Source organism: Candidimonas humi, assembly GCF_019166065.1.
GTDB lineage: Bacteria > Pseudomonadota > Gammaproteobacteria > Burkholderiales > Burkholderiaceae_B > Candidimonas > Candidimonas humi.
This window is the reverse complement of the sequence record NZ_JAHTBN010000003.1, coordinates 685,822-699,230: the sequence shown is the minus strand read 5'-3', so window position 1 is coordinate 699,230 and position 13,409 is coordinate 685,822. Positions and strand designations below refer to the sequence as shown.

At 63.7% G+C, this 13,409-nt stretch carries 11 protein-coding genes and 1 pseudogene; 6 read left to right on the top strand and 6 right to left on the bottom strand.

Going from position 1 to position 13,409, the window contains the following annotated elements; genetic code table 11:
* Nucleotides 1-119: 119 nt before the first annotated feature.
* A pseudogene (locus KVP10_RS10245) lies at nucleotides 120-809 on the top strand (C40 family peptidase); the annotation flags it as partial.
* A 458-nt stretch (nucleotides 810-1,267) separates the two neighbouring features.
* Here KVP10_RS10245 and KVP10_RS10240 read toward each other — a convergent pair.
* The gene (locus tag KVP10_RS10240; RefSeq protein WP_246600523.1) at nucleotides 1,268-1,645 is read right to left on the bottom strand and encodes a DUF2325 domain-containing protein; all 378 of its coding nucleotides are present in this window, start codon (nucleotides 1,643-1,645) and stop codon (nucleotides 1,268-1,270) included.
* Between the two features lie 294 nt (nucleotides 1,646-1,939).
* On the opposite strand from KVP10_RS10240, the gene KVP10_RS10235 reads away from it, so the two are divergent.
* From KVP10_RS10235 to KVP10_RS10215, 5 genes are all read left to right on the top strand, one after another.
* Nucleotides 1,940-3,166: an amino acid ABC transporter substrate-binding protein gene (locus KVP10_RS10235; RefSeq protein WP_246600522.1), complete on the top strand. Its 1,227-nt coding sequence runs from the start codon at nucleotides 1,940-1,942 to the stop codon at nucleotides 3,164-3,166.
* Nucleotides 3,167-3,269: 103 nt separating this feature from the next.
* Nucleotides 3,270-4,133, top strand: coding sequence for a branched-chain amino acid ABC transporter permease (locus KVP10_RS10230; RefSeq protein WP_217964439.1), 864 nt, complete (start codon nucleotides 3,270-3,272; stop codon nucleotides 4,131-4,133).
* Nucleotides 4,130-5,077 (top strand): branched-chain amino acid ABC transporter permease, encoded by a 948-nt coding sequence (locus KVP10_RS10225; RefSeq protein ID WP_217964438.1) that lies wholly within the window; start codon nucleotides 4,130-4,132, stop codon nucleotides 5,075-5,077. Before KVP10_RS10230 ends, KVP10_RS10225 begins: the two co-directional genes overlap by 4 nt.
* The gene (locus tag KVP10_RS10220) at nucleotides 5,074-5,811 is read left to right on the top strand and encodes an ABC transporter ATP-binding protein (RefSeq protein WP_217964437.1); all 738 of its coding nucleotides are present in this window, start codon (nucleotides 5,074-5,076) and stop codon (nucleotides 5,809-5,811) included. Before KVP10_RS10225 ends, KVP10_RS10220 begins: the two co-directional genes overlap by 4 nt.
* Nucleotides 5,808-6,542 (top strand): ABC transporter ATP-binding protein, encoded by a 735-nt coding sequence (locus KVP10_RS10215; protein ID WP_217964436.1) that lies wholly within the window; start codon nucleotides 5,808-5,810, stop codon nucleotides 6,540-6,542. Before KVP10_RS10220 ends, KVP10_RS10215 begins: the two co-directional genes overlap by 4 nt.
* Before the next feature lie 58 nt (nucleotides 6,543-6,600).
* Here the strand turns inward: KVP10_RS10215 and msrA are convergent, their stop codons facing one another.
* The 5 genes from msrA to KVP10_RS10190 all read right to left on the bottom strand — a co-directional run bounded on the left by msrA (nucleotide 6,601) and on the right by KVP10_RS10190 (nucleotide 13,357).
* Complete coding sequence (gene msrA / locus KVP10_RS10210; protein ID WP_217964435.1) at nucleotides 6,601-7,356, bottom strand: peptide-methionine (S)-S-oxide reductase MsrA; 756 nt, start codon at nucleotides 7,354-7,356, stop codon at nucleotides 6,601-6,603.
* A gap of 222 nt (nucleotides 7,357-7,578) precedes the next feature.
* Complete coding sequence (locus KVP10_RS10205) at nucleotides 7,579-9,423, bottom strand: cytochrome c biogenesis protein DipZ (RefSeq protein WP_217964434.1); 1,845 nt, start codon at nucleotides 9,421-9,423, stop codon at nucleotides 7,579-7,581.
* A 4-nt stretch (nucleotides 9,424-9,427) separates the two neighbouring features.
* Nucleotides 9,428-9,946 (bottom strand): peptide-methionine (R)-S-oxide reductase MsrB, encoded by a 519-nt coding sequence (gene msrB / locus KVP10_RS10200; protein WP_217964433.1) that lies wholly within the window; start codon nucleotides 9,944-9,946, stop codon nucleotides 9,428-9,430.
* Between the two features lie 886 nt (nucleotides 9,947-10,832).
* Complete coding sequence (locus KVP10_RS10195) at nucleotides 10,833-11,792, bottom strand: CysB family HTH-type transcriptional regulator (RefSeq protein ID WP_217964432.1); 960 nt, start codon at nucleotides 11,790-11,792, stop codon at nucleotides 10,833-10,835.
* Nucleotides 11,793-11,863: 71 nt separating this feature from the next.
* Nucleotides 11,864-13,357: a CoA-acylating methylmalonate-semialdehyde dehydrogenase gene (locus tag KVP10_RS10190; protein ID WP_217964431.1), complete on the bottom strand. Its 1,494-nt coding sequence runs from the start codon at nucleotides 13,355-13,357 to the stop codon at nucleotides 11,864-11,866.
* Nucleotides 13,358-13,409 lie beyond the last annotated feature (52 nt).

The following is a 13,409-nucleotide window of genomic DNA, read 5'->3' as shown; positions in this document are numbered from 1 at the left end:
AGCTTACTACAAAATTACTGCCGCAAATGTACGCCCGGCCCAGGGTTTCAATGCTCGTATATCGATGATACCGACGTTGTAGAACGAGGGGCGCGGCGTGGCCAAACGAACGACCGATTATGCCGCCCCATCGACGCCCCAGCCCCCTATCATCCCTATGCTCTAACCCCCAAAATCTCTGGCGCGCCGGCAAGTATCTGGTTCTGGTCGCTACTCTCGCACTGGCGGGCTGCGCCGCCACCAATACCACCAAGAATCAATACGCGCAGTTGTCCAGCACTCACGAACTGCGCGACGACTATCTTGCGCGTACCCGGGCCGACCCGCTGGGCGCCTACATCAATGACGAAGACGATGGCGACATCGACGACGAAGACGCCCAGGATGTCGTGTACTCGGCGCCCTCTTCCCGCTCGTCTTCGCTGTCCATAGCCTCGCCGGGCGCATCCAGGGCCTTTGCCTCGACCGCGCTCGATTTCCTCGGCATCAAGTACCGCTACGGCGGCAATTCCCCCAAGAGCGGCTTCGACTGCAGCGGGCTGGTGCACTATGCCGCCGAAAAATCATTGGGCCTGAAGCTACCGCGCAGCTCCGCCGGCCTGGCCCGCGAAGGCGAATCCATTCCCCGCAGCGAACTGCGCAAAGGCGACCTCGTCTTCTTCAACACCCTGGGCCGCCGCTACTCGCATGTCGGCATCTACCTGGGCGATCACAAATTCGTGCACGCGCCGCATCGCGGCTCGGTGGTGCGCATCGAAGACATGAACGAGACCTACTGGCAGAAGCACTATACGGGCGCCCGCCGCCTGGTGGCATATGCCGGCAACAGCGCCAGCAGCGACGTCAAGCCCACGCTCAGCGCCCGCGCCGAGCACACCGCGGTGGCACACAATACGCACTCGCGCGCCACGCACGCTCGCTCCACGTCCCACTCCGTCAAGCACACATCCAGCACGCGCGCCAGGCATGTCGTCAGCTCGCACGCCACACACGCCAAGGCCACACACACCGTCGCCAGGAAGCCCGTACACAAACGGCGCTGAAGCGCCACGGCGGCCGCCGGCACGCGAAACGCGGCGGCCTGACGCCCGGCAGCGCACACCGCCCCGGCGGATGGCCCAAAGGCCGGGAAAACACAAAATAAAACGGCGGCGCCCGCCTGTACGGGTCGCCGCCGTTTTATTTTCCCCGATGCCAGGGCCCTGCCCGGCGCCAAGCCTGGGCATGCCCGCCGGGCCAGGCTGGCCTCAGGCGATGCGGGCGCGGCTCAAGCGCGCTGCGCCGCCGGCGTGTATGCCATCGCCCGCAAGGCGCCGGCGCCTGCCCGCTGCGACGGGCATGCCTCGCAATAGCCGCATTGCGTCAAGGCCTGCTTCATGCTGCAGACCGAGCGCCGACAAGCAAGCACGCGTATGCCCGAGCGCTGCGCCGCGGCGCGGAAAGTCTTCATGACATTGTGGCCGAGGAAATCGGTCAGCAGTATCAGCAGTTCCGTGCCCGACGGCAACTGCAGCGTTTTCTTCTGATGGGCCGGATCGCGGCCGCTGATGTGATGACTGATGGCGATATTGTGCCCCTTGAGCAGCTCGGGGATATTGCCCAGGCGGTCGGCCCCGACCACCACCGCACTGACTAAGCCCGACATATCGACTCCTTGATCAACAATAGTTGTGCTAATGATAATCATTCTTATTAACTACAGTCAAGCGCCTTGAAACACCTATGCAGCCCACCTGGGGAAAATCCTAATCAAGCCTCTGCCTGCAAAAAATCTTCTTTTAAATCAAACTATTGAGGCGGCATATTCGGGCATGTCGAGCTCACTTGCAGTTATCGCATATAAATGTAAACAGATAAAACTGACAAGCTGTAAGGAAATTCAGTTTCCCGTCAATCGATTCTAGGAAAATGGGGGACGTCTTAAAGGAGGTTACTCACAATGTTTCCTATATCCATGCGCTCCATGCGCGCCCTTCCCTTCGCCCTGACGGCCATCAGCCTGTCGCTGGGCATGTCCGTCGCCAACGCGGCGGGCAACGAAATCGTGCTCGGCGCCTCGGTGCAATTGACCGGCCCCGTTTCGAACACCGGCCGCTACTATAAAGACGCCTATAACTTCGCTGTCGACAAGATCAATGAAGCGGGCGGCGTCAAAGTCAACGGCAAGACTTACAAACTGGCACTGAAGATCTACGACAACCAGTCCGACGTCAATCTCAGCGTACGCCAATACACCCAGCTCGTATCCAAGGACAAGGTCAACTTCCTGCTCGGGCCCTTCGCCAGCAACTTCGCGCTGGCCGACTCCGCGGTCTCGGAAAAATACCGTGTGCCCATGGTCCAGGGCGGCGGCGCGTCCGACCAGATCTTCGCGCGCAACTTCAAGTACATATTCGGTACGCTGGCTCCCGCCAGCGACTACTTCGGCAGCACGCTGGCCATGTTCAAGCAGCTCAAGCCCGAACCCAAGTCGGTGGCGCTGCTGTATGCCGACGATTCCTTCGACGTATCGGTGGCCAATGGCACCCGCCCGCTGCTCAAGAAGGCAGGGCTGGACACGGTGATGGACGAGCGCTATACGTCCAACGCCAGCGACTTCAACTCGCTGCTGTCGCAGATCAAGGCCAAGAAGGCCGACGCCGTGCTGGTAGCCGGCCATGAAACGGAAATCCTGAACTTCGTGCGCCAGGCCAAGAGCCTGGGCGTGGCGCCCAAGCTGTATTCGTTCACCGTGGGTGTGCCCAGCGAAGACTTCCGCAAGGCGCTGGGCAAGGATGCCGACTATGCCTTCGGCATGACCGCCTGGCTGCCCAGCGACAAGCTCAAGGACCGCTGGTTCGGCGATGCGGCTCAGTTCGCTACCGCCTACAAGGCCAAGTATGGCTACGAGCCCGACTATCATGCAGCTTCGGGCGCCGCCGACGTGGAAGCCTTCGTCCATGCCATCGAGAAGGCCAACTCGCTCAATCCCCAGAAGGTGCGCGACGCGATCGCCGCCAGCGATTTCGAAAGCCTGTATGGCAAGATCGCCTTCGGCAAGACGGGCCAGATCAGCCTGGACCAGGTCGTGGTGCAAGTGCAAAAAGACGAACTCAAGCCGATCTTCAACGGCAAGGACTTCCTCAACCAGCCCAAGTACCCGATGCCCGCGTGGTCGAGCCGCTAAAAGCGCTTAGCATATAATCTCGCATCTCGCCAGCCGGACCCGGCGCACAACGCCCGGTCCGGCTACCTATTATTGATATTCACAAAATAAAATAGGAGCCAGCGTGGATTTACTGCTGCAGATCCTCGTCAACGGCATCTTGCAAGGGGGGTTGTACGCCATCATGGCGCTCGGCCTGGCCCTGGTCTGGGGTGTGTTGAACATCGTCAACCTGGCCCACGGGGCCTTCATCATGCTGGGAGCCTACATCTCCTGGCACCTGTTCACTTACCTGCACATAGACCCGTTCCTGGGCCTGCCCATCACCGCCTGCGTCATGTTCTGCCTGGGCTACGCCGTGCAGCGCGGCCTGCTGAATCTGATCGCGCGCGCGCCGATGTTCAACACGCTGCTCATCACCTTCGGGCTCGAGGTCGTGCTGACCTACCTGGCGCAACTGGCCTTCTCGGCGGACTTCCGCACCATCAACCCCAGCTATGCCGGCGCCAACTTCTCGATCGGGCCGCTGACCATACCGCTGGTGCGCCTGGCCGCGTTCGGCGTGGCCATGGTGCTGACCGTGGGCATGTGGTATTTTCTGCTGCGCTCGCGGCTGGGCCGCGCGATCCGCGCCACGGCCCAGAACCTGGTGGCCGCGCGCCTGTATGGCGTCGAGCCGCGCCACCTGTATGCCGTCACCTTCGGCCTGGGCCTGGCGCTGGCCGGGGCGGCCGGCGGCCTGTACGGCACGGTCTCGCAGATCAACCCGTATATCGGCGCCTCGCTGACCGCCAAGTCTTTCGCCATCGCCATCATCGGCGGCCTGGAAAATCCGCTGGGCGTGATCGTCGGCGGGCTGTTCCTCGGGCTGGTCGAATCCTTGACCACACTGTACGTGGGCCCCACCTTCTCCGACGTCGCCAGCTTCGGCGTGCTGGTGCTGGTGCTGATCGTACGGCCTAGCGGCTTGCTCGGGAGGACCGCATGAAACTGTTGCGCTTCATCCTGATCGTGCTGGTGCTGATCGCGCTGGCGCTGCTGCCGCTGTATGGCTCCGACGTCATGATCCAGTTCGGCATCAGCACGCTGCTGCTGGCCGTGCTGGCCCAGGGCTGGAACATCATCGGCGGCTACACGGGCTATGCCTCCTTCGGCAACTCGGTGTTCTACGGCCTGGGCAGCTACGGCGTGGGCATCGCCATGGTGCAGTTCCACCTGCCGTTTGGCGTGGGCATGGCCCTGGGCGTAGCGCTGGCGGTGATCTTCGCGCTGTGCCTGGGCCTGCCGGTACTGCGCCTGAAGGGCCACTACTTCGCCATCGCCACGCTGGCCCTGGCGCAGATCATGGCCGCCATCGTTTCCAACATCAAGATCGCCGGCGAGAACATCGGCCTGGTGCTGCCGCCGCTGAACAATGATCCGCTGTTCTACGAACTGTCGCTGGTGCTGCTGGTGCTGGTCACGCTGACCATCTACTGGCTGACGCGCAGCCGCTTCGGCTTCGGCCTGATCGCCATCCGCGAAAACGAAGAAGGCGCGGTGGTCATGGGCGTGGACACCACCCGCTACAAGATCATGGCCTTCACCCTGGCCGGCATTTTCAGCGCCCTGGCCGGCGGCATCCATGCCTACTGGATCACCTTCCTCGATCCCGAAAGCGCCTTCGACATCACCTTGAATGTGAAGATGATCATCATGGCGGTGTTCGGCGGCCCCGGCACCATCCTCGGGCCCATCGTCGGCTCGTTCATCCTGTCGGCCATCTCGGAAATCCTCTCCAGCGAGGTCACCAGCATCGCCGGCCTGTTCTTCGGCGTGGTGATCGTGGTGGCGGTGACCCTGATGCCGCGCGGGCTGGCCGATGTGCTGCGGCGCTTCCGCAAGCTGGGCTGGCGCTATTTCATCGAAAACATACGGGCCAACCGCTTATGACGACCACGATACTCGAAGCCCGCCATCTGACGCGGCGGTTCGCCGGCCTGGTGGCCGTCAACGACGTCAGCTTCAAGCTGAACCAGGGCGAAATCCTGGGGTTCATCGGCCCGAACGGCGCCGGCAAGACCACGCTCATCAGCCTGCTCAGCGGCACGCTGGCGCCCACCGAGGGCGAGGTGTATTTCCAGGGCCATTCGATCAATTCGGTGCCCGCCTACAAGCGGGCGCGCCTGGGCATCGGGCGCACCTTCCAGATCATGCGCCCCTTCCCGGGCCTGTCGGTGCTGGACAATGTCGCCGTGGGCGCGTTGTTCGGCCGCGGCGGCGGCGAGAAGAAGCTGCGCGTGGCGCGCGAGAAGGCCCGTGAATGCCTGACCTTCGTGGGCCTGGGCAGGCACATCGACCAGCGCGCCGAAGAGCTGGGCGGGCCCGACCGCAAGCGCCTCGAACTTGCCAAGGCGCTGGCCATGCAGCCGCAGGTGCTGCTGTGCGACGAAGTCATGGCGGGCCTGAACCTGACCGAAATCGACGAAGTCATCGAAGTCATCCGCAAGGTGCGCAGCCAGGGCATCAGCGTGCTGGTCATCGAGCACGTCATCAAGGCCATCAAGACACTGTCGGACCGCATCATGGTGCTGCACCACGGCGAGAAGATCGCCGACGGCGCGCCCGCCGAAGTGCTGGCCAACCAGACCGTCGTCGAAGCCTATCTGGGAAAGAAACGCGCATGAACCCTAGCCAGCAACAAGACCAATCCCCCCTGCTGCAGATGAGCGGCGTGTCGGCCGGCTACGGCGAGATGCTGGCGCTCGAGGACGCCAACCTCGAGATCCGCCCGTCCGAAATCGTGGCCCTGGTGGGCAGCAACGGCGCGGGCAAGACCACCCTGCTGCGAGTGCTGTCGCGCCTGCTGCCCTGCAGCGGCGAAATCCGCTACCAGGGCAAGCTCATCAACGACATGACGCCCGACCAGGTGTTCGAGCAAGGCATGGTCCAGGTCCCCGAAGGGCGCCAGTTGTTCGACCGCATGACGGTGCAGGACAACCTGCTGATGGGCGCCTACCATCGCAAGAACAGCCACGAAGTCGCGCAAGACCTGGAACGCATCTACGGGCTGTTCCCGCGCATGGCGGAACGCCGCAAGCAACTGGCCGGCAGCATGTCGGGCGGCGAGCAGCAGATGTGCGCCATGGCGCGCGCCATGATGGCTTGCCCGAAGCTGCTGATGGTCGACGAAATGAGCCTGGGCCTGGCGCCCATCATCGTCGACCAGTTGATGGACGTACTGGTCAGCATCCGCGACCAGGGCGTCACGGTGCTGCTGGTGGAACAGGACATCCACCTGGCGCTGGCCACGGCCGACCGCGGCTATGTGCTGGAAACCGGGCGGATCGTGCGCAGCGGCCCGGCCAAGGAACTGATCGACGATCCGGAACTGCAGAAGGCCTACCTGGGCCTCTAGGCCCGCGGGCCGTGGCGCGGCATCACTATGCGGACGTGCCATGCCGCGTCCCCAGGCATCACGAGTGCTGGACCAGCACCGGCTGGTCCCGGTACAGCGCCGGGAACATCTGCTTCAGGGCGCGCACCTTGGGCAAGTCGTTGATCACGATGTACGGATAATCGGGGTGCCGGACCAGGAAATCCTGGTGATAGGCCTCGGCCGGATAAAAGCTGCGGCCGCTTTCTACGCGCGTGACGATCGGCCGGCCATACACGTGCGCCGCGTCCAGTTGCGCGATATAGGCCTGCGCCACCTCGCGCTGCGCCGCGTCCAGGGGAAACAGCGCCGAACGATACTGCGTGCCGGTGTCCGGCCCCTGGCGATCGAGCTGCGTAGGGTCGTGCGCCACCGAAAAGAAAACACGCAGCAAGGTGCCGTAGCTGACCTGTTGCGGATCGAACGTGACTTCCACCGATTCGGCGTGACCGGTGCCGCCCTCGCTGACGACATCGTAATGCGCAGTCGCCGCCGCGCCGCCGGCATAGCCCGACACAGCATTGCGCACCCCGCGCACATGCTGGAACACGCCCTGCACGCCCCAGAAGCAGCCGCCGGCGAAGACCGCCCGCTCCACCTTCGCTCCCGTCGCCGGCTCGTCGCGCGCAGGCTTGGGGATCTCCACCGCATGTTCCTGCATGCCGAAGGAATAGGCCGCGCCCTGCCACACCAGCAGGCCGGCGGCGCCCGCCAGCGCACCGCCTAGCGCCAGGCGCAGGAAGCCGCGCCGCCGCGCCGGCGCCGCGGCGGCACGTGGCGAATTGAAGATACTCATGGCGATACTCCTACATAGTCTCGAATCACTGGCCGGCTCGTCGAGCCGCCCGATGTCTCATGCCAGTCGGCTTTCAAAGAGATAAGTACCTCTTGTATGAATTCTTGATTGCAGATGCGTACCACGCAGTGCCGAACCGCTGCCGGCCAGCCGTTTAAATTCCAGTTGCCAGGGTGGGCCGGCTGCCGGTCCGCTGCGCTGCGAAGCCGGACCGACAACGCCTCAGCCGAAAGTGAATGCATACGCCGACACGCCCGGATCGAGGAATTCGATCGTGAACGTATGGTCGGCCACCTCGCCGGGCTGGCGCAACAGTTGATAGAGGCGCTGCTCGGTCACCACCCCCGTGCCATCCGGCGCCACATCCACCCCGTGCGCATCGCCCGGCGCGTGCCCGTCCAGCAATACCTTGAAGCGCACCGGCTTGCCGTCGCTGCCCGGCCCCAGCACCAGATGCAGGTCGCGCGCATGGAAGCGATACACGATGCGTCCCGTGGCGCCCACCAGCGTCGCGCGCTCGCCGCCGATATCCCACTTGCCCTGCAGCCCCCAGCGATTCAAGCCGAGCAACTGCGGCGTGTCGTACGACGCCACCAGATCATGCTCGGCCGGCCCCGAGGCGAAGCCGCGCGCCCGCTCGTAGCCCAGATAGGTTTCCGGAGACTTGACATCGCCCATGTCCGCAGCCCGCTCGATGCCCTGCCCCAGCACATGGCTGGTGCTGTCCGGCACCCCTTGCGCGCCCGCCTCGCGCAGCAACTCCTGGATCACCTGTTCCGACTTGGCATAATCGCCCTCGCCGAAATGGTGATAGCGAATGCGCCCCTGCGCATCGACGAAATAATGCGCCGGCCAGTATTCATTATTGAACGCGCGCCAGATCGCATAATTATTGTCGATGGCCACCGGATAATCGACGCCGAGCTTATGCACCGCCCGCTTGACATTGCCGATGTCACGCTCGAAGGCGAACTCCGGCGCATGCACGCCGATCACCACCAGCCCCTGATTGCGATAGCGGTCCGCCCAGGCCTTGATATAAGGCAGGCTGCGCAGGCAATTGATGCACGAATACGTCCAGAAATCGATCAGCACCACCTTGCCGCGCAAACCCTGCGTCGTCAGCGGCGGCGAATTCAGCCACTGCACCGCACCGTCCAGCGACGGCATCATGCCCTCCACCGGCAGAGCCGCCGCAGGCGCCGCTGCCGCGCGCATGCCGGCACCGCCCTGCATCGCCATCTGCTCAGCCGGCGCCGCGCCCGCCTGCGCATTTGCCTGCGCATTTGCCTGGCCGTTTGCCTGACCACTCGCCTGGCTGCCAGCCTGCGCCACGCCATGCTGACGCGCCAGGCGATTCACCAGCGCCTGTTCCAGCCCATTGGTCGAGCCCGACGACGACACCTGGGCCAGCACGCCCGTATCCAGGCCCAGCGCAATCGCCACCACACCCGCCAGCACCGCGCCGCCCAGGGCTCGCCTCAGCCATTCGCCCGCCCCCAGAAAACGCTTCATCGCCGCCAGCACCCGCCCGCCCAACAACAGCGCCGCGGCCAGCGACGTCGCCGCGCCCAGCGCATAAGCCAGCAACAACGCCGTCGAACCCAGATTCGCCCCCTGCAGCGCAGCCCCCGTCAGCACCAGACCCAGTATCGGCCCGGCGCATGGCGCCCACAACAAGCCCGTTGCCACTCCCAGCAGCAGCGAAGCCCAAACGCTAGCCTCGCGCCCATCGCGCCCCGGCTGCGACAGGCGATCGCCGGCCCGCACCAGCGGATGCGCCAGGCGCTCGGCCAACCTCGGCAACAACAGCGCCAGCCCGAACAGCGCCAGCAACGCCAGCGCCAGCCAGCGCCCGTACTGATTGGCCGACACCACCCACGCACCGCCCACCGAGGCCAGCGTCGCCACCAGCGCGAAAGTCAGCGCCATGCCGGCCAGCAGCGGCAGGCCGCTGCGCGTAAAACGCTGGCCTGTGCGCGAGAACACAAAGGGCAGCACCGGCAATATGCAGGGGCTGAGTATCGTCAATACTCCGCCCAGATAAGCAAGCAACAGGATCAACATGGCTTTACGCGGCCCCCGGCTTGAAACTCAGCGCCAACCCATCCATGCAATAACGCAAGCCGGTGGGCTTCGGACCGTCGTCGAACACATGCCCCAGATGCCCGCCGCAGCGCGCGCAATGCACCTCGTCGCGCAGCATCCCGAACGACGTGTCCCTGCGCGTGCCGACCGCGCCATCCAGCGGCGCCCAGAAACTTGGCCAGCCCGTGTGGCTTTCGAACTTGGTGCGCGACGAATACAGCCGGTTGCCGCAGCCCGCGCACGAAAAAATCCCCGCGCGATGCTCATCGTTCAAAGGACTGGAATAAGGCGGCTCCGTGCCATCCTGGCGCAATATCTTGTACTGCGCCGGCGTAAGCCGCGCGCGCCACTGCGCGTCGGTCAAAGTAAACGGGAAATGCTCGGCCGGCGCCCCGTCCGCGGCCCGCGCCGCCCCCGGCATCAAGCCCGGAAACAGCACCGCCGCCCCCGCCGCCGCAGCGGCCCCGGCGCCGGCCAATATGAATTGCCTGCGTGTAGCCATGACATCCTCCGTCGAACCGATAGATCGAACCTCGCGGCCGATTGAACTCGTCGATCGAGCTCATCAATTCCGATGTCAATAATGTACCGCCGCTCTCGTTACGAAAGCCTCATCGAATCTTAAACATTTCGTGATAACTGGCAGGCCTAGCCTATGGCCAGGAAACGCGGCGGGAAAACGCCGTCGCGCCCCGGCACCCAGCCCCTGAGCCCGCCGTGTGCGGCGCAAGCCGACGGCCCTCAAACGGATCCTCGCACACCCGCTACACAAAACAAAACACGCCCCAAACACACTACTACGCCGCGATGCCGCTGCCGCTGCCGCTGCCGCTATACCGCAATGCCACAACGCCATAACACCACGACACTAGACACTACGACACCACAACATAACAACGTCATCACCCAGCAAACGCACCACAACCCAACAAACACGCCACCGTCCAGCGCTGTGGGGCGGCTGGAGCCAGTCAGGCTCGTCCGAGCCCGCCGCCACCGTAGGGTGTTTTGGGGGATGCAAGGGAGGCACTGTTTGAGTCCGACGGGTGCGCACCAGCCGGGGGCTGGTGCGCCGGGCGAGTTTGCCGACCGCCCCCAAAACGCCCGGAGGTCAAGGGCAACCCCGGCGCAGCCGGGGTCGGGCGAGCGAGCCTGACTGGCTCCAGCCGCCCGCGGCGCGGGTCAAGAACCCACAACGCCCCAAAAAGAGCAAAACGCAGGCCAAGACCCCATTCAAAATCAAAAGAGCGAGCCCGACCGGCTCCAACCGCCCATGGCCCAGGCCAAGAAACCCACTACACCCCAAAAAAAGGAACGCACAGACCAAGAATCAAAACAGAAGAAAGCACAGGCCGAGAGAAACCCGTTCAAATCAAAAAAGAAAAACCCTACCCGGCAACCCCGCCCTTCTCCGCAGTCTCCACCGCCTCCTGCACCACATCCCGCGTCAGGTTCGGCGCCAGCATCTCCAGCAGCACATACACATAATCCCGCAGGAACACCCCTGCCTTCACCGCCACATTAGTCACATGCGTACCGAACAAATGCCCCGCCGGCAGACCCACCAGCCCCTTGTCGCGGCGCGGATCGAACGCCATCCCGGCGATGATCCCTATCCCCATGCCCACATCCACATACGTCTTGATCACATCCGCATCGATCGCTTCCAGCACAATATCCGGTGTCACACCCTTGGCCGCGAACACCTCGTCTATCGTGCGGCGCCCCGAAAACGCATGATCGTACGTCACGATCGGATACCGCCCCAACTGCTCCAGCGTCAACTTCTTGGCCGCGCTGGATGTCAGCTCGGCCAGCGGATGATCCGGGCGCACCACAATCACATGCTCCCACGTATACACCGGCAAAGCAGCCAACCCCGGCGTCACATTCAGCGTCTCCGTCGCAATCGCCACATCCGCCTGCTCATGCAACAGCATCTGCGCCAGATGCGGCGGATTACCCTCCGCCAGCGACAAACGCACCTTGGGGAATTTCTCGCGGAAAGCCGGAATCACCCGCGGCAGGATATAGCGGGCCTGCGCATGCGTGCAGCCTATCACCAGCCCGCCCTCGTCGCGCCGCGCGAACTCGTCGCTTACCTTCTTCAGGTTGTCCACCTCGCGCATGATGCGGTCGATCACATGCGACACCACCGCACCCGGCTTCGTCAAGCCCTTGATACGCTTGCCGTGCCGCTCGAAGATCTTGATCCCGAGCTCGTCCTCGAACTCGATGATGGCCTTCGAGACGCCCGGCTGCGACGTGAACAGCGTGCGCGCCGCCTCCGTCAGATTGAAATTGCGCCGGATGGTTTCGCGCACAAAGCGGAATTGCTGTAGGTTCATGAAAATGGCCCTGTAGGAAGGGCCATTATATGTTATATAACAACAAATATTAATTATTTTTAGTTATATACTTACTTCATCGAGATCGTAGTATTCACCTCTTTGTGATGTGCCGCCCAGCGCGCCGTCACGGTCTTGGTCTGCGTCCAGAACAACACCGCCTGCTTGCCGTTGGGCCCCAGATCGCCCAGCTTCGAGGCGCGCGAGCCCGTGAAACTGAACCACGCGACCGGCACCGGAATCGGCAGATTGATGCCGACCTGGCCCACATCGATATTGTTCTGGAAATAGCGCGCCGCGCCTCCGTCCTGCGTGAAGATCGACACCCCGTTGCCGTTCGGATTGCGATTGATGAAATCCACCGCCTCTTCCAGCGTGTCCACCCCCACCACGCACAACACCGGCCCGAACACCTCTTCCTTGTAGATCGCCATATCGGCCGTCACATTATTGAACACCGTCGGGCCGACGAAATTGCCCTTGGCATAGCCCGAGACCTCGATATTGCGACCGTCCAGGACGAGTTCCGCGCCTTCCTTCGTGCCCTGCTCGATCAGCGCCTCGACCCGCTTGCGCGCATTCGGCGAGACCAGCGGCCCCAGGTCGGCGCCGCGATCGACGCCCGCACTTACCTTGAGCTTGCGCGCACGCTCGACGAAATCCGGCAGCCAGTCGCGCGCCTCGCCCACCAGCACCGCCACCGAAATCGCCATGCAGCGCTGGCCGGCCGCGCCGAACGACGCGCCCAGCAACTGGTTCAGCGCCGCTTCGCGATCGGCATCCGGCAGCACGATGCTGTGGTTCTTGGCGCCCATCATCGCCTGGCAGCGCTTGCCGGCTTCCGAGGCGCGCCGGTATATATGCGTGCCCACATGCGTCGAACCGATGAACGACAGCGCCTTGATGTCGGGATGGTCGCAGATCGCATTGGCCATGTCGGGCCCGCCATGCACCACATTCAGCACCCCCGGCGGCAGCCCCGCCTCCAGGGCCAGTTGCGCCAGCAGCAGCGAAGAGCTCGGATCCTGCTCGGACGGCTTGAGAATGAAGGCATTGCCCGCCGTGACCGCGATCGGGAACATGAAGCACGGCAGCATGATGGGGAAATTGAAGGCGGTAATGCCCGCGCAGACGCCCAGCGGCTGGACCAGCGTATAGACATCGATGCCCGTCGCGGCATTCTCGGCGTACTCGCCCAGTTGCAGCGTGGCCATCGCGCAGGCGTGCTCGATCACCTCCAGGCCGCGGCCTACCTCGCCCTCGGCGTCCGGCAGCGTCTTGCCGTGCTCGATAGTGATCAGCTCGGCCAGCTTGGCGGTATTGTCGCGCACCAGCTTCTGCAGGTTCAGCATGACCCGCACCCGCGCGCCCTGGCTGGTATTGCGCCAGGTCTGGAAGGCGCGCTTGGAATCGGCCACGGCCAGGTCGAGCTCCTCGCGGGTGGCGAAAGGTACTTGCGCCACGACCTCCTGCGTGGCGGGATTGATCACATCACGCCATTCGGTGGTCTTGGATTGAACCAGCTTGCCTCCAATCAACAGAGGGATACGGGGTACGGCACTCATCAGGGTCTCCTTCGCGCATCGGCGATGCGCTCATTTCATATAGGCGTGTGCG

Coding starts and splice junctions, on each gene's coding strand:
- KVP10_RS10240 (WP_246600523.1), bottom strand. CDS start 1,645: ATGTCGGGCTTAGTCAGTGCGGTGGTGGTCGGGGCCGACCGCCTGGGC.
- KVP10_RS10235 (WP_246600522.1), top strand. CDS start 1,940: ATGTTTCCTATATCCATGCGCTCCATGCGCGCCCTTCCCTTCGCCCTG.
- msrA (WP_217964435.1), bottom strand. CDS start 7,356: ATGAGTATCTTCAATTCGCCACGTGCCGCCGCGGCGCCGGCGCGGCGG.
- KVP10_RS10220 (WP_217964437.1), top strand. CDS start 5,074: ATGACGACCACGATACTCGAAGCCCGCCATCTGACGCGGCGGTTCGCC.
- KVP10_RS10215 (WP_217964436.1), top strand. CDS start 5,808: ATGAACCCTAGCCAGCAACAAGACCAATCCCCCCTGCTGCAGATGAGC.
- KVP10_RS10195 (WP_217964432.1), bottom strand. CDS start 11,792: ATGAACCTACAGCAATTCCGCTTTGTGCGCGAAACCATCCGGCGCAAT.
- KVP10_RS10225 (WP_217964438.1), top strand. CDS start 4,130: ATGAAACTGTTGCGCTTCATCCTGATCGTGCTGGTGCTGATCGCGCTG.
- msrB (WP_217964433.1), bottom strand. CDS start 9,946: ATGGCTACACGCAGGCAATTCATATTGGCCGGCGCCGGGGCCGCTGCG.
- KVP10_RS10205 (WP_217964434.1), bottom strand. CDS start 9,423: ATGTTGATCCTGTTGCTTGCTTATCTGGGCGGAGTATTGACGATACTC.
- KVP10_RS10190 (WP_217964431.1), bottom strand. CDS start 13,357: ATGAGTGCCGTACCCCGTATCCCTCTGTTGATTGGAGGCAAGCTGGTT.